Annotated in this window: 17 protein-coding genes; 4 read left to right on the top strand and 13 right to left on the bottom strand. The window is 62.4% G+C overall.

Annotation, left to right across the window (positions count from 1 at the left end; translation table 11 throughout):
• Nucleotides 1-6: 6 nt before the first annotated feature.
• The 3 genes from HX868_RS13815 to HX868_RS13805 are packed head-to-tail and all read right to left on the bottom strand — an operon-like array spanning nucleotide 7 to nucleotide 2,450.
• Entirely contained in the window at nucleotides 7-891 is an 885-nt protein-coding gene (locus tag HX868_RS13815) for a LysR family transcriptional regulator (RefSeq protein WP_177003238.1), read from the bottom strand.
• Nucleotides 891-1,811: a LysR family transcriptional regulator gene (locus tag HX868_RS13810; protein ID WP_177003237.1), complete on the bottom strand. Its 921-nt coding sequence runs from the start codon at nucleotides 1,809-1,811 to the stop codon at nucleotides 891-893. Before HX868_RS13810 ends, HX868_RS13815 begins: the two co-directional genes overlap by 1 nt.
• Nucleotides 1,812-1,829: 18 nt before the next feature.
• Nucleotides 1,830-2,450, bottom strand: coding sequence for a glutathione S-transferase family protein (locus HX868_RS13805; protein WP_177003236.1), 621 nt, complete (start codon nucleotides 2,448-2,450; stop codon nucleotides 1,830-1,832).
• A 256-nt stretch (nucleotides 2,451-2,706) separates the two neighbouring features.
• Between HX868_RS13805 and HX868_RS13800 the strand changes: the two genes are divergently transcribed.
• Nucleotides 2,707-3,921, top strand: a complete 1,215-nt coding sequence (locus HX868_RS13800) for a DUF2599 domain-containing protein (RefSeq protein ID WP_177003235.1) — start codon at nucleotides 2,707-2,709, stop codon at nucleotides 3,919-3,921.
• A 1-nt stretch (nucleotide 3,922) separates the two neighbouring features.
• Here the strand turns inward: HX868_RS13800 and HX868_RS13795 are convergent, their stop codons facing one another.
• Both HX868_RS13795 and HX868_RS13790 read right to left on the bottom strand, forming a co-directional pair.
• Complete coding sequence (locus tag HX868_RS13795) at nucleotides 3,923-4,717, bottom strand: ABC transporter permease (protein WP_016978449.1); 795 nt, start codon at nucleotides 4,715-4,717, stop codon at nucleotides 3,923-3,925.
• Nucleotides 4,714-5,397, bottom strand: coding sequence for an ABC transporter ATP-binding protein (locus HX868_RS13790; protein ID WP_177003234.1), 684 nt, complete (start codon nucleotides 5,395-5,397; stop codon nucleotides 4,714-4,716). Before HX868_RS13790 ends, HX868_RS13795 begins: the two co-directional genes overlap by 4 nt.
• A 173-nt stretch (nucleotides 5,398-5,570) precedes the next feature.
• On the opposite strand from HX868_RS13790, the gene HX868_RS13785 reads away from it, so the two are divergent.
• The 3 genes from HX868_RS13785 to HX868_RS13775 all read left to right on the top strand — a co-directional run bounded on the left by HX868_RS13785 (nucleotide 5,571) and on the right by HX868_RS13775 (nucleotide 8,090).
• The gene (locus HX868_RS13785) at nucleotides 5,571-6,767 is read left to right on the top strand and encodes a DUF1835 domain-containing protein (protein WP_177003233.1); all 1,197 of its coding nucleotides are present in this window, start codon (nucleotides 5,571-5,573) and stop codon (nucleotides 6,765-6,767) included.
• A gap of 45 nt (nucleotides 6,768-6,812) precedes the next feature.
• Nucleotides 6,813-7,637 carry a 5'-nucleotidase, lipoprotein e(P4) family gene (locus HX868_RS13780; RefSeq protein ID WP_177003232.1) on the top strand — a complete coding sequence of 275 codons (825 nt, stop codon included), beginning with the start codon at nucleotides 6,813-6,815 and terminating at the stop codon, nucleotides 7,635-7,637.
• Between the two features lie 75 nt (nucleotides 7,638-7,712).
• Nucleotides 7,713-8,090 carry a c-type cytochrome gene (locus HX868_RS13775; protein WP_218168652.1) on the top strand — a complete coding sequence of 126 codons (378 nt, stop codon included), beginning with the start codon at nucleotides 7,713-7,715 and terminating at the stop codon, nucleotides 8,088-8,090.
• A gap of 3 nt (nucleotides 8,091-8,093) precedes the next feature.
• Here the strand turns inward: HX868_RS13775 and HX868_RS13770 are convergent, their stop codons facing one another.
• The 8 genes from HX868_RS13770 to HX868_RS13735 all read right to left on the bottom strand — a co-directional run bounded on the left by HX868_RS13770 (nucleotide 8,094) and on the right by HX868_RS13735 (nucleotide 18,434).
• Nucleotides 8,094-8,528, bottom strand: coding sequence for a RidA family protein (locus tag HX868_RS13770; RefSeq protein WP_177003230.1), 435 nt, complete (start codon nucleotides 8,526-8,528; stop codon nucleotides 8,094-8,096).
• Between the two features lie 244 nt (nucleotides 8,529-8,772).
• The gene (locus tag HX868_RS13765) at nucleotides 8,773-10,356 is read right to left on the bottom strand and encodes a flavin monoamine oxidase family protein (protein ID WP_177003229.1); all 1,584 of its coding nucleotides are present in this window, start codon (nucleotides 10,354-10,356) and stop codon (nucleotides 8,773-8,775) included.
• A 12-nt stretch (nucleotides 10,357-10,368) separates the two neighbouring features.
• Nucleotides 10,369-11,292, bottom strand: a complete 924-nt coding sequence (locus HX868_RS13760) for an ABC transporter substrate-binding protein (protein WP_177003228.1) — start codon at nucleotides 11,290-11,292, stop codon at nucleotides 10,369-10,371.
• 18 nt (nucleotides 11,293-11,310) lie between these two features.
• Nucleotides 11,311-12,084 (bottom strand): amino acid ABC transporter ATP-binding protein, encoded by a 774-nt coding sequence (locus HX868_RS13755; protein ID WP_177003227.1) that lies wholly within the window; start codon nucleotides 12,082-12,084, stop codon nucleotides 11,311-11,313.
• Nucleotides 12,077-13,042, bottom strand: coding sequence for an amino acid ABC transporter permease (locus tag HX868_RS13750; protein WP_028617063.1), 966 nt, complete (start codon nucleotides 13,040-13,042; stop codon nucleotides 12,077-12,079). Before HX868_RS13750 ends, HX868_RS13755 begins: the two co-directional genes overlap by 8 nt.
• 16 nt (nucleotides 13,043-13,058) lie before the next feature.
• A complete protein-coding gene (locus HX868_RS13745) occupies nucleotides 13,059-15,452 on the bottom strand; it encodes a TonB-dependent receptor plug domain-containing protein (RefSeq protein ID WP_177003226.1) in 2,394 nt (797 codons plus the stop codon).
• A 385-nt stretch (nucleotides 15,453-15,837) separates the two neighbouring features.
• Complete coding sequence (locus HX868_RS13740; RefSeq protein WP_177003279.1) at nucleotides 15,838-17,046, bottom strand: DSD1 family PLP-dependent enzyme; 1,209 nt, start codon at nucleotides 17,044-17,046, stop codon at nucleotides 15,838-15,840.
• 56 nt (nucleotides 17,047-17,102) lie between these two features.
• Nucleotides 17,103-18,434, bottom strand: a complete 1,332-nt coding sequence (locus HX868_RS13735) for a D-arabinono-1,4-lactone oxidase (RefSeq protein WP_177003278.1) — start codon at nucleotides 18,432-18,434, stop codon at nucleotides 17,103-17,105.
• Nucleotides 18,435-18,484 lie beyond the last annotated feature (50 nt).

Genomic DNA, 18,484 nt, shown 5'->3' with positions numbered 1-18,484 from the left:
CCACTATTACGCCAGCTGAAATGCCGGGTGTTCGCGCAGCGCCATTACGCAGTGGTCGACAAAGCTGCGCACGCGCATCGGTGCGTTGCGACCTTCGCGGTACACCACCTGCACCGGCAGTGGCGGCAGTTCAGAATCCGGTAATACGCGACGCAGTTGCCCGCTCAGCAGGTGTTCGTGCACCGGATAACTCAGGCAACGAATCAACCCCGCGCCCTGCACCGCCGCATTGATCGCACCCTGTACCGTGGCGCAGCCCAGACGGGCACGGGCCTTGAGTTGATAGCCCTGGAAATCCCAATGCACCTGATCGGCGCTGGCGATCAGTCGGTGCTGCTTGAGATCGTCCGGGTGTTGAGGCTCGCCGTGAACAGCCAGATAGGCGGGGCTTGCACAGAGGATATGCCGCACCTGCCCCAGCGGCCGGGCGATCAATGACGAGTCGGGCAATTCACCGACGAGGATGGCGACGTCGAGCCCTTCCTCGTGCAGGTTCGGATAATAGTCGTGGTAGCTGACGACCAGGTTCACCTCGGGATAGCGGTCCAAGTAGTCGGCCAGGACCGGCGCCATCACATAACGGCTGAACAGGAACGGCAAAAACACCCGTAGATTGCCCTGGGCCTGCACATGCAGCCCCTTGGCCGAGGCTTCGGCGGCGTCCACCGCAGCGAGCAGGCGTACGCAGTCCGCCAGGTAGGCGCTGCCGGCGTCGGTAAGGCTCACGCCACGCGTGCTGCGCGCGAGCAACGGCACGCGCAAACGCGCCTCCAGGCGGGCAATCGCGCGTACCAGGGTCGGGCCCGAGACCTGTGCGTCACGCGCCGCCGACGCCAGGCTCGGCTGCCCGGCCAGCGCGGCGAACAACTGCATATCGCGATAACGCTCCATCAGCTGCGCCGTTTCATCGCCGGGTTCAGGGCGGCGTCCTGGCCCAGGCGATGGGTAAGGAAGTCGACAAAGGTGTTGATCTTGGCCGGCACCCGGCCGCTTTTGTGGAACACCACCTGGATCGGCAGCGGCGCCGACTCATAGGCTTCGAGGATAATTTCCAACTCTCCCGCCGCCACCGCGGCTGCGACCTGATAGGACAACACCCGCGTCATGCCCCAGCCCAGGCGCGCCAGGTTGATGGCCGCATTGTTCGCCGTGACCACCAGACGTGGCTCGATGGTCACAGTCAAGGGTTGGCCGCCGTCCACAAACTCCCAGCCGCTCACCAATGAACTGGACGACGACGTGGCGATCTTGGCCTCACGCAACTGCGACGGATGCGTAGGCCGCCCGTGCTGTTCGAGGTAGGCCGGCGATGCGCAGACCACCCGGCGCACTTCGCCGACCTTGATCGCCTGCTGCCCCGGTTCATGCAAGTGACCGATACGCACCGCCACGTCCACCCCTTCGTCGGTCATGTTGACCACGCGATCGACCAGTAAGGCGTTAATGTTCACCAAGGGGAATCGGTCCAGGTACTCCCCCAGCACCGGCGCCACATACAGCTCGCCAAACAGTACCGGCGCAGTCACGGTCAGGTGACCACACGGGATGGAATAACTGCCTGCCGCCGCTTCCTCGGCTTCATCGAGCTCCGCCAGGATGCGCCGGCAATCTTCCAGGTAACGCTGGCCGGCTTCGGTGAGGTGCAAGCTGCGGGTGGTACGCGCCAGCAATTGGGTGCCGATGCGTTCCTCCATGGCGGCGATGGCGCGTGTCACGCTGGGTGGCGAGGTTTTCAGGCGGCGCGCGGCAGCGGCAAAGCCCTCCTCCTCGGCCACCGCCAGGAATACCTGCATTTCATGAAATCGGTCCATCGGCGCGCCTCTAGAAAGTTATTGCGACTGCAAGCCTACCGCCGTGCGCGGCATGCCCACGAACCCCGGCAATGCCTCGATGCTGGCGAGCCAGGCGCGCACATGAGGGTAGTCGGTCAGCGCCACATTGCCTTCCGGCGCGTGGGCCGTGTAGGTGTAGAAGGCCACATCGGCAATGGTGGGTTGCTCGCCGACCAGGAAACGGCTCTGGGTCAGTTGTGCTTCAACCAGCTTCAGCAAGGCGTGGGAACGGGCAATGACGGCGACGGTGTCAACGTCGGCACCAAAGACTGTGGCCAGTCGTGCAGCCGCAGGCCCAGCGTGCAGTTGGCCGGCAGCGGTCGACAGCCAACGTTGCACGCGGGCCTGCCCCACCGGGTCGCTCGGCAACCATTGGCCTTTGCCATAGGTGTTCGCCAGGTAGATCAGGATCGCATTCGAGTCCGCCAGTACCACGCCGTTGTCATCGATGGCCGGCACTTGGCCGAACGGGTTGATGCCGGCAATGAACTCGGGCGCCTTGTGGGCGGCTTGCTTGAGGTCCACCAACACATAGTCCGTGGGCAAGCCGAGCAGCGACAGCATCAGCTCCACGCGGTGGCTGTGGCCGGACAACGGGAAACCGTAGAGTTTGATCATGAGGGGCTCCAATAAAGTGGGGTATCAACGCCCCGCATGTTCCGCCGCTGCCCCAGCCGTTGGAATCACCAGGATTTACAATCCAGCATTTCACCCCATGAAACAATCACCCGACAGGCAAAAGGGGGACAGGTTCTCGCCGGGATCATCAAGCACCCCGGAGCGACTGGAGCGCAGGCAAGAGTCTGTCTACGCTCTGCACCGAGTGGAGCAAGGAATCGTTCCAGTCGCTCCACGTATTCAAGGAGCAATACCCATGAAAGGATCACGTACGCCCATCGCCCTGGCCCTCGCGGCGCTGGCATTCACCGCCCATGCCGATCAAGGCACCGACACCGTCGCCCGGCTCAACCAACTCTACAATGACACCCGCCAGGACTGCGGCGGGCCGTCCAAGCCAGCCTTCCTGTGTTCCGGCGTGCTGTTTCGCGCCACGTGGCCTTCCACCGACTATCAGTTCTACAGCGTCAGCCCGAAAAGCCAGGCCAGCGGCGGCGTATCGGCCTCCTACCTGCGCAAGGATTCCAAGTACCGCAAGTTGGCGTACGGCCTCAAAAGCGGCTTCATCTTCGACACCATTTTCGGCAACCCCAAGGATCATCAGGACTACGCCGTGCTGTGTTCCTTCCCCATCGACGCCGCCACCGACGATCGCAACCAGCAAGGCTGCACCGACTCGCGTCGAACGCCAGGCGTCGTCGAAAAGTACTGCCATGAACAAGGCATCACCACCGCCGAGCAATGGGGCGTCAACTACAAGCAGAACCGGGGCGATCACTCGCGCCAATGCTCCTTTGATGTGCGCGACGAACGCAACACCGCCGCAGGCCCGGCGTTCTATCAGAGCATTCGGGCAATGGCGACGATTGCCGACGAATCCTTCACCACCCAGAACGAGCTGCGTCTGGCCAAGTGGGAGGAAAACCCACCGAAGTCACCGTCGATCCTCGCCCTGTTCTACACCGAAGACGTCGGCCTGGAAGGTGCACGTTTGAACCAGTTGCAGTGGTACAAAGCCGTGGGCAACTACCTGCCGGTGATCAACATGAAACTGCCGCAGACCCGCCAGCAGGAGGCGTCGTTCGCCTACGACAGCAAGAAGCAGGTCATCCAGCCCATCACCGAAAAGAACAGCTGCGAGCGTTACGTGCAAAGCGCAACCTGGGTGGAGCGCGACGACCCAGGCTTTGGCCGCAAGATCATGACCTTGGAAGTGACGCCGACCGACTGCGGCCGCCAGGTCAAAGACGGCCAGACCAACAACTTCTTCAACGAACTGGCCAGCGACCACTACCTGGACGCCGGCTGGAAGGACAACCCGGACAACCGCGACAGCAACGTCGGCAGCATGCGCCGCCAACTGGTCTGCCACTTCAATATCGCCCGCAACAAGCCGGAGTGGAACCTGGAGCCGTCGCGGCCGTATACCTCCAATGAGGATTCGATTGCCAAGGGTTGCAACAACACTTGAGTCAGGAACGCTCCTGCAGCCGATCGCGCAAGAAGCGATGGCTCACGGAGAACAACCGCCGGTAGGTGAGCAGCACCGCACCTACCGTGCCCAACGCCGACGCTGCGGCAATCAGAAACATGATCACGATCTGATACCGCACTGCATCCACCGGGCTCTCCCCCGCCAGCACCTGCCCGGTCATCATGCCGGGCAGGCTGACGATGCCCACCACGGTCATCTGGTTCAACGTCGGGATCATCCCGGCGCGCACAGCCTGGCGGATGGCTTCCTGCGCCGCTTCCCAGCGCGAGCCGCCGAGGGCCAGGATCATTTCGATGGTGTTGCGGCCCGAGGTCAGTTCCTGGGTCATGCGTTCGATCCCCAGCGACACGCCGGTCAGGGTATTGCCCAGGATCATGCCGAGGATCGGGATTGCATACTGCGGCTCGTACCACGGGTGGATGCGAATCACCGCAAACAAGCCCACCGCCGTCACCAGCCACGAACTGCCCCACACCGACAGGATGCTGTCCACACGCTGCCCTCGGTAAGTACGCCGCCCGCGCCCCGCCGCCGAGATGCCGGCGATCAAGGTCATGGCGCACATCAACGGCAGCACCACGTACCAGTAAGCGAACTCGAACACCCAGCCCAGCAGGTAACCGATGGCCAGCAGCTGCACCACGGTGCGCACTGCCGCCCACAACAACTGGCGCTCCAGGCCCAGGCGCAGCAGCAGGGAAAGCGCGCCGTTGATCAGGATCAGCGAGGCGGCAATACCCATGTCCAGCGCGGTGAGGTTCTGATAGTTCATGGCTGGGCCACTCCGCTCAATACACCGGCGCTCATCTGCAAATGGATGTCGCTCATGCGCCGGGCCTGGTCCAGATCGTGGGAGACCCAGATACAGGCGCGGGAGGGATCCCCGGCAAACCAGGCGTCGATCAGCGCTTCCACTTCGCGGGATGAGGTGGGGTCGAGTGCGGCGGTGGGCTCGTCGAGCAGCAGCACTTCGGGATTGAGTTGCAGAGTGCGGATCAGCGAGACCACCTGGGATTCACCGCCCGACAGGTCGGCGGCGCGCTTGGCCAGAAAGTCCGCAGCCTTGCCGGCGTGGCCCAGCAGTGTGGTCACCGTGGCAAGATCAAAGCGGCGTTTGCGCGACGTCTTGAGGCTGAAGGGGAAACGCAGGTTGTCTTCCACCGTGCCGTCGAGCAGCGCCGGGCGTTGCGACAGGTAGCTGATGTGGCAGCGATAGTGGGGAATCTGCGCATTGCCGATCGGCTGGCCGTTCCACAGGATCTGCCCGGAGCTGGGCGCGTCCAGCAGCGCCAGTGCACGCAGGAACACGCTTTTTCCGGAGCCGGATGAGCCGGTGATCGACACGCGATCGGCGGCATTCAAGGTGAAATCGGTGGGCTGGAGCAACGCCACGTGGCGGCGCTCGTCCAGGCGCGTGAGGGCGCGGGTTTCGATTAACGGGGTGTCGGACATGAACTCTTTACTCGGCTGAACGGCTTGCAATCAAAAACCTCACTGCCTATATTCCCCGTCTGGCGTTCTCTACGCCACCTTCCGCGGAAAGGGCTGCGCCCAAGACACTGCAACATCCTCTTTTTCTACGACTCCCCACCTTGAAGCGGAAAAGGTTTGTGCAAGGAGATCGTATGTCCCGCCACTTCAATACCGATGGCCGCCTCAACCTTGAGCAACAGCGCAAGCGTGCCAAGGAACTGCTGCCACGCCTCAAAGCCGAAGACCCGAACGCGACCTTGTCCCTGGCCCAATGGGAAATCGCCAAGCAGCTGGGTTTCAGCAGTTGGCCCAAGCTCAAGGCGCATGTCGATGCTATCGACTTCGCCGCCCGCCACCCCGACTTTACCGCTAGCGACGAAGCACGCACCACCCATTGGCGCTGCGGCAATGACATTGCCCACAGCCTTCATCTGGCGGGGTTCAAAGGACAGTTCCGCATGCTCACCGACCCGCTGTGCATGGGCCCGGTCCGCGATTTGCCCAGCAAAGCCTTTCGCGCCATGCGCAGCGCTTTTATCAGCCAGGCCTTTGCCATCGACGAAGCCGATGCGGCACGCCGTATCGACACTGAATACGACCACCTCGAAGCCTTGGCCAGCGCCGATCACAGTGTGCTGTGGTGCGAAGCGGATGCCTATGACCAACTGTTCCTGGTTCGCGCACTGGCGGGTCTTGAGCAAGCACCGCGCAAGCTGGAACTGATCGAGGTCGACCGCATTCCCGGCGTGCAGCGTTTTATCGGCATCGGCCAACTGGCGCCGGATGTGTTGGCGTGGCTGTGGCCGCAACGGCGCTTGATCGATGATGACGCCGTGCAACTTGCCAAAGAGGCCTGGTCGGCGTATTGCGACAGCTCGCCAGTCAAGTGGGCGCAATTGGCCCATGGCAGCCACCCCGCCTTACCGTTTCTGGCCCCGGCGCTGTTGCGTCAGTTGCAGGAGTTGCCAGGTCTGCGCGATGGGCTGTCGCTGACCGAACGCCTGGCCCTGACGTACCTCGACGAGGCTGGGCCAACGCCCTTCGGCCGGGTCTTTGCAGAATTGATGGCCAAGCGTGAACCGCTACCGTTTCTGGGGGACATGATGTTTCACGCGCTGTTGCGGCCGTTGATCGATGGCGACAACCCTTTGCTGACAGCCACCGAGACACACCTGGAATGGCCACGCCAGGTGCTGGCGTTGACGGCGCTGGGGCAAGCCGTGCTGAACGGCCACGCCCACTGGCGGGATCATGCCAGCCATGCGCGCTGGGTGGGTGGTGTCTGCCTGCGACCTGGCCAGCCTCATTGGGCGACGGATGAAAACATCCTGCCTGTATGGCGCCCGTGATTAGGCTAAGGTGCGCCCATCCAACTTTCATCTGCGAGACTGTCCATGCGTAACCTGATCTTCGCCAGCCTCTGCCTGCTGGCGGGCTGCCAACAAACACCTCCGGCCAACGACCAACTCGACGCCGTGCTCTGGACACAGACCTCCATCGAGCATGAGTTGATCTACCGCCAGCTCTTCGCCAATGCCACCCGCCAACTCGACGTGGCGCTGGCTGATCCGACCTGGGACGCCCTGCCCTTCCCCCCGCGCAACCTCAACGGGTTGCCGCCGGCGGTCGTGGTCGATATCGACGAAACCCTGCTGGACAACGTGCCGCTCAACGCGCGCGATGTGGTCAACAACCAGGTTTATTCCTACGACCGCTGGAACACCTGGGTCGACCAGGCCAAGGCCCAGGCATTGCCCGGCGCAGTCGCCTTCGTGCAAGCGGCCCAGCAGAAAGGTATCGCGGTCTACTACCTGACCAACCGTGAACACAGCCAGGTCGCCGCCACCGTGAAGAACCTGCGCCTGCGCGGTTTCCCGGTGGAAAGCGACGAACACGTCCTCGCCGCCAGCACGCCCACCGGCCATTGCGAAAGCGCCGGCTACGGCAAGAACTGCCGTCGCCAATGGGTCGCCGCCCATGCCCGCGTGTTGTTGATGGCCGGTGATTCCCTGGGGGATTTCGTCCAGGCCGAGCACAACACCGTCGCAGATCAACGCAAGGCCGTGGCGCCCTATGTGAACTGGCTGGGGCAGCGCTGGTTTCTGTTGCCCAATCCGACGTATGGCAACTGGTACAGCGCGCCATATGGGGATGATGAGAAGTTGCCGTTTGAGCAAAAGCGCAAGCTCAAGCAACAGGCGTTGCAGTTGCAGGAATAGCCCACGCGGCTGAACGGTGGGCATCAGGTTGTGCCCACGATCCCAATCTAATTCAAGCCACAAGGTCATATGGATATGAAACGGGTACTTATCGCCTGGCTCGGCCTGTTATCGCTCACCCAACCCTCACTGTCCTTCGCGGACAACCTCAACGGGAAAACCCTCTTTTCCCAGCGGTGTGCGATGTGCCACGGCGCCGATATCAAAGGCACAGGCCCCTTGGCCAACAAGAGCAATCCGCCCACCCCCGACCTGACCACCGCGGCGTTCAAAAAGCGCCTGAATGACTATCCAGGCGTTATTGTCTCGTCGATCATCCTTCGCCCCAATGGCGACTTGATCCCAAGAACCTTGCGAGAGAACGGCGTGAAGCTGGCGCCGTTCGCTTGGAGGGTTGACGACTTCCGCGATTTGAACCAGTACATGAGCAGTGTGATTGCAAAAAGTCGATGAGTCTCACACCGCTCTTGCCGCGATCGCCTCCACTTCGACCAACGCGCCGGGCAACGGCAATGCCACCACCTGCAACGCCGTGCGTGCCGGTTTATTCGGTTGCTCCGGCGTGCCAAAGAACTGCGTATAGCCCGCCTGCAAGCCGGCGAAATCCAGCTTGCCGCCCTTCTCTTCGGCCCCCACCAGAAACACCCGCAACTGCACGATGTCGCCCAGATCCAGGTCTTGCTGACGTAGGATCTTGCGCAGCTTGTTGAACACCGACACCGTCTGCACTTCGGTAGTGCCATAGGCGGCTGGAGTGCCCGCCGGGGCATTTGCGTCGTGCAGATCGGGCAAGGTGCCACTGACAAAAACCAGGCTGGCGGAAGCCGGTACGGTGACGGTCTGCGAGATTGGGAAATCGCCGACGCTGGTGCGTTGAATGTTGTCGCTCATGATGTTTCTCCTTAATGATGCATGGGTCACTAAACCCCTTTTAAAACCGCCAACACCCTCTGTGGCGAGCGGGCTTGTTGTGGCGAGCGGGCTTGCCCCGCGTTGGAGTGCGTAGCGCTCCCAATCCAGGCGCTGCGGTGTGACAGATAAACCAAGTCGGCAGGTTCTGGGGCCGCTTCGCGCCCCAACGCGGGGCAAGCCCGCTCGCCACAACAAGCCCGCTCGCCACAAGTGCGCATTTGGCCTAAGAGGCGGCAAGTGCCGCGCTGTGCCGTTGGTGGATAACTCGCTCAGCCAGTTGCCCGACCACATGGCGCGCCGAATTGGCCGCCGATTCCTGCCAGATGCCCACGCCGCTTTGCACCAACCCATCACCGGCGAAATACACACGGCCGTGGCCGGCTTCGAGCAAGGCGCTGGCGTCGGCCGGGAAGTGTTCGCGTTGCAGCCACGGGCCTTCGCTGTAGGGGATCTGTTCCCAGGACACCGCCAGCGGATTGCGCAAGTGTTTGGAATAGCCGGGGTGCAGCAGTTCCACAGCTTCTTTCGAGGTGGCGTACTGCTGGTCGAACGGTTGCGCACCAAATACGTCGGCGCCCTCCCCGGTCACATAGCCCGCTACCAGCAAGCCTTCGCGGGTGTTGAGGTCGTTGCTCGGGTACCACAGCAGGCGCGCCGGGTGTTCGATCCACGACAGGCCGCCGTAGGTGCGGTAGTCGGTTTCCCAGAATCGCGGCGACTGCCACGCCACTTTGGTTGCCTGGTCGCTGCGGGTGCTGAGCAAGGCGGCCTTGATCGGGTCGCTGAAGTCAGTGTCGAGCTTGGCCAGCAGCGGCAACGGCAGGGTCGAGATCAGGTAATCGGCACGTACCACTTGTTCGCGACCGCTGAGCTTGTCGTGATAAGTAACGGCTACGCCGTCTTCCAATTGGCGGATCTGCCGCACCTGGGCGCCCAGTTGCACCTGGCCCCGGACGCGCTGGTAGAAGGCATCCGTGATGCGGTCCATACCGCCCACCGGCTGGAACATGGTGGCGGAGAACTCCGGGAATTCCGTGTGCAGTAACGCGCCCCACAGTTCCGGGTGCAGCAGTTGATCGAGTGATAACGGGCTACGACTCGCGGGCAACGCGCCGGGATGCGCAGGTGAATCCAGATGCCCCGAACGGATCGTGCCCTCGAAGGCCAGCGCCTGTGACAGGTCGCCGTACACCTGCAGGAACGCCAACAGCCGCGTGCGTTCCTCAGCGCTCAATACATCATCGAGGGCATCACGTTGCACCGCCTTGGCCAGCAAGCCGGACACCTGCCCCCGTGCATCATTGATTGCCTGGCCCACCGTGAAGGCCGGCTTGCTCACATCCGGCCGCACCTGGGCGCCATGGCTGCTGTTGACCAGCACCTCCAGCGGCACGCCCAACTCGCTGCAATAGTCGAGAATGGTGCGATGCTGGCTGGGAATCCGCGCCGGTCCGGCGTTGAAGTAGTGCCCTTGTTCGAACGTTGCGGTTTGCGTGCGGCCGTCCTTGTAATCCACCCGATCGCCGTTGCGGATCGTCCAGGTGCGGCCGCCCACGCGGTCACGCGCCTCCAGCACTTGCACCTCGAACCCGGCGCGGGTCAACTCCAGTGCCGTCACCAGCCCCGCGATCCCGGCGCCCAACACCAGCACGCGGGTGCCCTGCCCCAGGCCTTCCTTGAGTTTCAGCGGTTGCGGGCGCCGGTGTGACGACGGCCCCAGGCCCAATGCCGCCAGTGCCTCCTTGACGGCCTTTTCGCCGCCTACCGCAGCAATGCTCGACAGCGCTTCACGTCGTGTCAGTCCCATGTTCGATGCTCCTTAATCCGGCAGGCCCGGTGGGTTGATCAACGACTGGTCGACGCGCTCGATATCCAGGCCCCAGCGTTGCAGCACCTGTGCGTATTGGCCGCCGGCAATCGCGCCTTCCAGCGCGGTGTGAATCGGCTGGACCAGGCCGTTGTCCTTGCGCGTGGTCACCGCGATATCGGCTTTTAAAGGCCAGCCACCATTGACCGTGCCGACAAGCTTGATACCGCCGGTGATTGCCGCCGAATAGGCGTACACCGAGTTAGGCCCGAACAGCGCATCGCTGCGCCCGGATTGCACCGCCAGTTGCGCGGCGGCCTGGTCGTCGAAGTACTGCAACAGCGCCGGCTTGAGCCCGGCTTTTTCATTGGCGTCGTTCCAGGCCAGCAGGACCTTTTCCTGGTTGGTGCCGGAGCCGACGATGATCTTCAGCCCGGCAATATCTTCGGCCTGCTTGATCGCGCTGATCTTGCTGGTGCTCTTCACATAGAACCCAAGCACGTCCTGGCGGTAAGTCGCGAAGTCGAAGCGCTTCTTGCGCGCCTCGGTCACGGTGACGTTGCTGATCACCGCATCGTACTTGCCCGAGCTGACGCCCAGGGGCCAGTCCTCCCAACTGGTCTGCACCACGTTGAGTTGCAGGCCCAGGCTGTCGGCGACCAACTGCGCGGTATCCGCTTCGCTGCCGATGGTGGTCTTGTCGTCATTGGCCAGCAGTGCCAGAGGCGGCCCGGCCACGCCGGACACGGCCACGGTGAACTTGCCCGGCTGGGCGAACTTGAAGCCTGGCGGGATCTGCGCGATGGCCGCTTCGTTACGCGGTACATGAATGCGCGCACGGTCGGGGCTGAGGTCGACCTGTTGCACGGCGAACGCGCTTTGTGCGGTGCTGACGGCCAGCGTCAACAGGGCGATACGAGCGGTAGAGATAAGCATGGGCAGTCACTCCTTGAACTAAAGCACCTTGCCGAGAAAGGCCACGGTGCGGGGATGTCGGGGTTGGCGGAAAATCTGCTCGGGCGGGCCTTCTTCGATCAACTGGCCGTCGCAGAGGAACACCACGTGGTCGGCCACCTCACGGGCAAAGCCGATTTCGTGGGTGACGATCACCAGGGTCACGCCCAGTTGGGTCAGGCCCTTGATCACATCGAGCACTTCGCCCACCAGCTCCGGGTCGAGCGCCGAGGTGGGTTCATCGAACAGCAGCACTTTGGGGTCGAGCGCCAAGGCGCGGGCGATGGCGACACGCTGTTGCTGGCCGCCGGAGAGCTGGCGCGGGTAGGCATCGACCTTGTCCGCCAGACCCACCTTGGCCAGCAGCTCGGCCGCCTTGGTTGGGGCCTCGGCCTTGGTCCAGCGCTTGTGGGCCAGAGGCGCCTCAGCGACGTTCTCCCAGGCGGTGAGGTGCGGGAACAGGTTGAAGTTCTGGAACACGAATCCCACGTCGATGCGGCGCTTGAGAATCTCGCGTTCTTTCAGCTCGTAGAGCAGGTCACCCTTGCGGCGATAGCCGACGTATTCACCGTCGATGGTGATATGCCCGCTGTCGATCTTTTCCAGGTGGTTGATGGTGCGCAGCAAGGTGGACTTGCCCGAGCCGGATGGCCCGAGGATCACCGTGACCTTGCCCGGATCGATGGTCAGGTCGATGTCTTGCAACACCTGTTGGTTGCCAAAGCGCTTGCCCACGCCCTGGATCTGAATGCGCCCGGCGCGTGCTTCAGCCATGGGTTTTCTCCTTCAACCAACCACGTAGGCGTTGCAACGGCGTGGGCGGCAGCACCCGTGCGGTGCCGCGTGCAAAATGGCGCTCGACGTAGTACTGCGCGCTGGTCAGCACAGTGGTGATGATCAAGTACCAGACCGTCGCCACGATCAGCAGCGGGATCACCGCCTGGGTGCGGTTGTAGATGACTTGCACGGTGTAGAACAGCTCGGGCAAGGCCAGCACATAGACAATCGAGGTGCCCTTGACCAGGCCGATGATTTCGTTGAACCCGGACGGCAGGATCGAGCGCAGCGCCTGGGGCAGGATGATCCGGAAGATGCGGCGCGAGGCCGGTAAACCCAGGGCCGCAGCGGCTTCATGCTGCCCGGCATCGACACCGATCAGCCCGCCGCGAATGATCTCCGCCGCGTACGCCGCCTGCATCAGGCTCAAGCCCAATACGGCCACGGTGAACTGGCTGAGCACGTCCACCGTGGACCACTCGGCGAACACCACCGAGGTGAACGGCACACCCAGCACGATGTGGTCATACAGGTAGGCGAAGTTGTACAGGATGATCAGCACCAGCAACGCCGGCATCGAGCGGAAGAACCAGATGTAGCCCCAAGCCAACGCCGCCAGCAGCGGCGAGCCCGACAGGCGCGCCAACGCCAGCGCCGTGCCGAGAATGATGCTGAACACCGTGCTCAACAGCGTCAGCAACAACGTCTGCCCCAGCCCGCGCAGCACCGACGGCGAGAAAAACCACTGGCCGAACACACCCCACTCCCAGCGCGGGTTAGTGGCCAGGGAATGCACGATGGCCAGCAGCACCAGCGCCGCGAAGATCGACCCGGCCCAGCGCCAGGGATGCCGCGCGGGCACCACTTGCAGGGCCTTGATCGGCGTGGAGACACGGGCCTGGCGCACCGGGCTGGGCGAGTCAATCAGGTCATAGGATTTGGCGACGATGGGCATGGTGTGTTCCTCGGCCTCAGAAGGCATAGGTCAAGCGGGTGTAGTAGTACCCGCCGGTAAAACCGTAGGGCGAATAGACGCCGTAGCTGCTGACCATGGTGCTGCTCGGCACCCCTTGTTTCTTGGGGTAGATGTCGAACAGGTTCTTGGCGCCGACGGCAATGTTCAGGTCTTTGGTGAGGTTGTAGCCAAGGTCGAGATCGGTGATCCACTTGGCACTGTAGATACGGTCCAGATCACGGTTGGCCGACGAGTTGACCTCCTTGTAGGAGCCGTAGCGGGTCAGGGCCAGGTTGAGGTTGAAACGATCGATGCTCCAGTCGCCGCCGAGGATCAGCTTGGTACTGGGCTGCACGCCGGTGATCAGGTTGCGCGCCTCGCGGTTCATCAACTCGTAGGACGTGCCCAGGATATTGGTGGATTCCTTGTAGTTGAGGATCCGCGTCTGGTTCCAGTTGAACGCGGCGGTCCACTTCACGGAGCCGTACTGGCCGAGGTCCTGGCTGTAGTTGCTGACCAGGTCCAGGCCTTTGGTGCGGGTGTCGGCGCCGTTGATGAAGTACTGGCCGCCGGAGGTGGAGTTGATGCCGTTGTTCTGCAATACCTGGGTGATCTCGGGGCCGAGCAAGGTGCCGGTGAGCGTGATGCGATCGCGCAGGTTGATCACATAGGCATCGGCGGTGAAGCTCAGGCGATCAGTGGGCGTGAGGGTGAAACCGAGGCTGAAGTTGGTCGAGCGCTCCGGCTTCAACTCCTGGGCGCCGAGCGCCTGGGCGGCAGCAGAACCCACAGGCAATACGCCGTAGTTGATCGACTGATACACGCCGTCAACCACGCCATAGGTGGTGGAGCGCGCACTGAACAGGCTGTTGGCCAAAGACGGCGCGCGAAAGCCGTTGCTCACCGTGGCGCGCACGGCGAATTGCGGGGTGAAGTCATAGCGGGTGGTCAGCTTGCCGCTACGGGTGGCGCCGACGCCCTGGTTATAGTGCTCGTAGCGGAACGCCGTGCCGACGTACCAGTCCGGCACCGGGTTGAAGCCCACATCGACATAACTGGCCAGGCTGTTGCGCGAAGCGCTGCTTTCCTCATCTGGCGAAATCCCGTTGGTGACTTGCGCCCCCGACGACGCGCAATTACCCGGCGCCACGCAGTAGCCGCCGTTGGCATACGACTCATAGTCACCGGCCTGCACCTCATAGGTGTCACGTCGGTGTTCGAAACCGACGCTCAGGTCCAAGGGCTTTTGCAGGCCGATATCAAAGCCGCGCTTGAAGTCGAGATTGGTGGTCAGCTCGGTGGAAATCCAGGTGCCTGAGGTGAAGTGATTCGGCGTGGCCTCGCCCAGCGACGGGTTCTGGTTATGGGTGGTGCCCTGCTCCGCGTCGTTGCGCCCGTAGGTGGTGGACAGGTCCCAGTCCCACTCGCCTACCGTGCCTTTACCGCCGAATGCCGCCTGGAAATCGTCCTCATCAATAAACCAGGTCGGGGTGTAACCGCCTGGATAACCGTTCGGCCCGGTGGTGATGGTGTTGGTGATGGTCGGCAGGCGGAAGTTCTGACCCTGCTCGGCCTTGCGGCGTGAATAGGTGGTGAAGGAATACAGGCTGAAGCTGTCGTCGATCGGCAGCTCGGCGTTGTAGCCCAGGGTCAGCAGGTTGGTCTTGGGCGTGCCGTAGCCGCCATAGGTCGACCGCCCGGCTTGCTCGTAGGCTTGCGCGTAGGTGTAGCCGTTGGCGCTGGCCTTGTTGTCGTCGTTCTGGCTGCGGGCATCCAGGGCGAGCTGCACGATGCCGCCGTTGCCGATCTCGAAGCCTTTGTTGAGGCTTTGCTGCACGGTCTGTTTCTTGCCGTCATACCCCTGGCCGACGTTGGTCACCGAAGTGCCGCTGGTGTCGGCCTTGAGGATCACGTTGATCACTCCGGCGATGGCATCGGAACCGTATTGGGCGGCGGCGCCGTCGCGCAGGACTTCCACGTGGTCGATGGCACTGATGGGGATCAAATCCAGGTCAGCCGGGGCTGCGCCGGTGTTGATGCCATTGATGTTCAGGGTGGCAGCGGTGTGACGGCGCTTGCCGTTGACCAGCACCAGCACTTCGGCGGCGCTCAGGCCCCGCAGGTTGGGGGCGCGGGCAATACCGCTGGCGTCCCAGCCGGTTTTTTCCGGCAGGGTCAGCGACGGGATCACTGCACTCAGGGCTTCCATGAGGCCGGGCTTGCCGGTGTTCTGCAATTGCTTGGCGCTGACCACATCGATCGGCACCGGGCTGCTGGTGACGGTGCGCTGTTCGGCGCCACGGTTGCCGGTGACCACCACGGTGGACAGGGTGCTGTCGTCCTGGGCTTGGACGCTGTTGGCCAGGATAGCCAGGGCCAGTGCGGCTGACGGTTGTAGGGCTCGCTTCATAGGTATTCCTGCGTTTCCAAATCGCGAAGTCGGGCAGTCACGCGGATGGGCGCGGTGCTCGGGTTTTTCTGGGGGGTTGGGGCGATTTGGGGCTAGGTGTGGGGCGAGGTTTGAATTGGCAACATGCGTTGAACTCCCTTCCAACGATTCTGCTGCGGGGGTGGCAGCGCAGAATCCGAATCTAGATTGGTACCATCCGAGGTCAGGGGTAGGCTGTTGAGTTCAAACATAACGGAATGGATTTTAAAAATATAATGCTATTTGGGCATAAGCTAATATTCTTGTATTTCATTATTTTTGAATATTTTATTCGCATTGGTAATGTCTTTCGACAGCTAGGCATGAGCCCATATCCGTTACCGCAGGAACGGATACCTGCCAATCGTCAGCTATAGACAGGCCAAGCTTCAACAATTTTGCCTCCCCGGACCCCAAGCAAATCCCCAAACTGCAACAACACAAACTCACTCTGCGTCGGCCGCAAAAACACTTGATCCTCCACCCTCAACTCCACCGCCGGCGACCCATTCACCATCTCCTGGTTGGAACTGCGCCCATACAACTCATTACTCTTGAGCCCCTGCGGTGACTCAAACTCCGCCATCCAATTGCCCCCATAAATAAAGTAAGTCCCCCGCTGATTCGGATCCCACCACGAAAACACCCGCGACCTCCCATCCAACGCGGGGATATTCACCAACCCCGTGCTTTTCAAGACCGGCGTAGCAATAAACGCCGCCGGCACATGCTCACTGAGGGAAGGCAGATCGTAATGCGTCGGCTTGAGCAACGCGGTGCCCACCGACACTTCCGTACTCAGCTGTTCCTGCTCATGAATCCGATAACTCGGGCTCCCCGCCGTATTCAACGTGAGCCCATCTCGCCACAACCCGGCAAAGTACTGACGCGCAAAATCCACATACCCGGTATAGCGCTGCATCACCTGCTCAAACAACGCCTGGGGCGACCCAAGAATGCCCGGCACCCCCATGCCCACAAACGGGTCATAGCCCATGAACCCGGCAAATTCCAAATGCTGCGGATTAGCGCTGATCAGCGTCAGCATCTGCCCCAGCACCGCGTTATCACTGATGCCACCCCGATGCAGCCCCACATCCAACTCGATATTGACCCGAAACCGCACACTCAACCCCTGCGCCAACCTCAGGTATTGCTGCAACCGCTCAGGCGTATCCAACAGCCACTGCAATTGCCGCGACGGATCAAACGCGCCTTTGTGCGCCTGATAAAACAACTCCGCCGATCGCACCGGCAACGGCTTGCCCAACAGGATGTCCGCTTCGGGGAATACCTGGGCGTCATGATTCAGGAATGGCTGGTGAAACGACATCAACCGTTGTGTGCCGGCGCGTTTGGCGATGTAGGCCAGCAGCCCTGGCGACGGCAGGGATTTCTCCACCAGCCGTAGGTGTTTGCCGCCGCGCTTGACCGATTGCATCACCACATCAATGTTGTGATCCAGCCGATCCAGGTCAATCAGCATCACCGGCCGCATCGGCCCATGGGCCTTGAGTTCGGCGTTAAGGGTGCGGAAGTAATCGTTGTAGGGGCTGCCACGGTCACTCGGCCGCAGCAGCCAGGCTCCAGCGGCCAGCAAGGCGCCAGTGCCCAAAACAAAATGTCGACGCTTCATCGGGCCACTCCCAGGATGGATGACAGGTGTGCATTGAGGAATTTGCCACTGGGGTCCAGCTCGCGACGTACGCGGGTGAACTCGTCCCAACGCGGGTACAGCGGCTGCAGCGTGCGCGCGTTGAGGCTGTGCAACTTGCCCCAGTGCGGGCGGCCGGCGTACTTCCAGAAGATCGGCTCCACGGCGGCAAAAAAGTTGTGATGGTCCATGGCGTAGTGCTGGTGCACGGAGATCGAGCAACTGTCGCGGCCTTCGAACATGCTCAGGGGAATGTCGTCGGCCTTGACGTAGCGGTACTCGATGGGAAACCAGGTGCGCAGGTCCTTGTCATTGATCAGCTTGAGGATCTCGCGCAGGCAGGCCGGCCCATGCTCGGCGGGTACTGAATATTCCATTTCGTTGAAGCGCACATTGCGCACGTTGGCATAGACTTCGAACGACTCAGCCACGCGGTCCTCGAAGCTGGCGAAAAACCGCAGGCTGTTGAGCAAGGTGCGGCGGGTGTCGGGGAAGTCGCTGACGTATTTGTCGAGCTTTTCGATGAGGGTCACGAACTCATTGCCCCCCGCCTCTGCCGGGTCGATGGGTGGCGTTGCCGGGTCGCTGGTTTCGTTCAGGGCAATGGACAGCGCGTAGTCGGAATGGGTGACCACCAGCATTTCCCAGTGCTGGTTTTCCCGGGTGTGCTTGTCGATGTCCTCCAGCAACTCTTCGGTCTTGGCGATCCACTGGCGTTCGCGCAGACGGTACGGCGCGCGGTTCTGCGAGCGAATTTGGGTGGCCACGCCCAACGCACCGAGGGACACACGCGCGGCGTTGAATACCTCGGGATGGCGCTGGGCGTCGCAGTCAAGCACCTCGCCCTGGGCCGTCACCAGTTGCAGCCCGGTGACGCAACCGGAGTACGAGGTGAAGCCCACGCCGGTGCCGTGGGTCGAGGTGGCAATCGCCCCGGCCAGGGTCTGGTAATCGATATCCGCCATGTTCGGCAGCGCCTGGCCCACCGCCTTGAGTGCCGGGCCCATGCGCGACATCGGCGTGCCGGCGGCGAAGGTGGCTTGCAAGGTCGCGGGATCGTGATCGAGCATGCCGTTGAAGTAACTCAGGGACAGCAGCGTGCCGTCGGTGGGTACCAACGCGCTGAAGGAATGGGCCGAACCCACCGGCCTGACCTGCCCCGGCGCCTGGCGAATTATCTGCACCAACTCGTCCAAGTCTTTCGGCGCCAGGCGGGCCAGCGGCAGACAGGTCTGCGCCCCCGACCAGTTGCGCCACGGAATCAGCCTCGGCGCGCGCGCCAACTGGGCCAGCACCGGGTTGCTGCTCAACGCCAGGAAAGCCCCAACCAAGCCTGAACGTTGCAAGAGTTGCCGCCGTG

The sequence above is a fragment of the Pseudomonas reactans genome (assembly GCF_013385825.1).
GTDB classification, from domain to species: Bacteria; Pseudomonadota; Gammaproteobacteria; order Pseudomonadales; family Pseudomonadaceae; genus Aquipseudomonas; species Aquipseudomonas reactans.
The sequence above is the reverse complement of the archived record's forward strand: the minus strand, read 5'-3'. Positions and strand labels throughout refer to the sequence as shown.

Coding starts and splice junctions, on each gene's coding strand:
- HX868_RS13815 (WP_177003238.1), bottom strand. CDS start 891: ATGGAGCGTTATCGCGATATGCAGTTGTTCGCCGCGCTGGCCGGGCAG.
- HX868_RS13810 (WP_177003237.1), bottom strand. CDS start 1,811: ATGGACCGATTTCATGAAATGCAGGTATTCCTGGCGGTGGCCGAGGAG.
- HX868_RS13805 (WP_177003236.1), bottom strand. CDS start 2,450: ATGATCAAACTCTACGGTTTCCCGTTGTCCGGCCACAGCCACCGCGTG.
- HX868_RS13800 (WP_177003235.1), top strand. CDS start 2,707: ATGAAAGGATCACGTACGCCCATCGCCCTGGCCCTCGCGGCGCTGGCA.
- HX868_RS13795 (WP_016978449.1), bottom strand. CDS start 4,717: ATGAACTATCAGAACCTCACCGCGCTGGACATGGGTATTGCCGCCTCG.
- HX868_RS13790 (WP_177003234.1), bottom strand. CDS start 5,397: ATGTCCGACACCCCGTTAATCGAAACCCGCGCCCTCACGCGCCTGGAC.
- HX868_RS13785 (WP_177003233.1), top strand. CDS start 5,571: ATGTCCCGCCACTTCAATACCGATGGCCGCCTCAACCTTGAGCAACAG.
- HX868_RS13780 (WP_177003232.1), top strand. CDS start 6,813: ATGCGTAACCTGATCTTCGCCAGCCTCTGCCTGCTGGCGGGCTGCCAA.
- HX868_RS13775 (WP_218168652.1), top strand. CDS start 7,713: ATGAAACGGGTACTTATCGCCTGGCTCGGCCTGTTATCGCTCACCCAA.
- HX868_RS13770 (WP_177003230.1), bottom strand. CDS start 8,528: ATGAGCGACAACATTCAACGCACCAGCGTCGGCGATTTCCCAATCTCG.
- HX868_RS13765 (WP_177003229.1), bottom strand. CDS start 10,356: ATGGGACTGACACGACGTGAAGCGCTGTCGAGCATTGCTGCGGTAGGC.
- HX868_RS13760 (WP_177003228.1), bottom strand. CDS start 11,292: ATGCTTATCTCTACCGCTCGTATCGCCCTGTTGACGCTGGCCGTCAGC.
- HX868_RS13755 (WP_177003227.1), bottom strand. CDS start 12,084: ATGGCTGAAGCACGCGCCGGGCGCATTCAGATCCAGGGCGTGGGCAAG.
- HX868_RS13750 (WP_028617063.1), bottom strand. CDS start 13,042: ATGCCCATCGTCGCCAAATCCTATGACCTGATTGACTCGCCCAGCCCG.
- HX868_RS13745 (WP_177003226.1), bottom strand. CDS start 15,452: ATGAAGCGAGCCCTACAACCGTCAGCCGCACTGGCCCTGGCTATCCTG.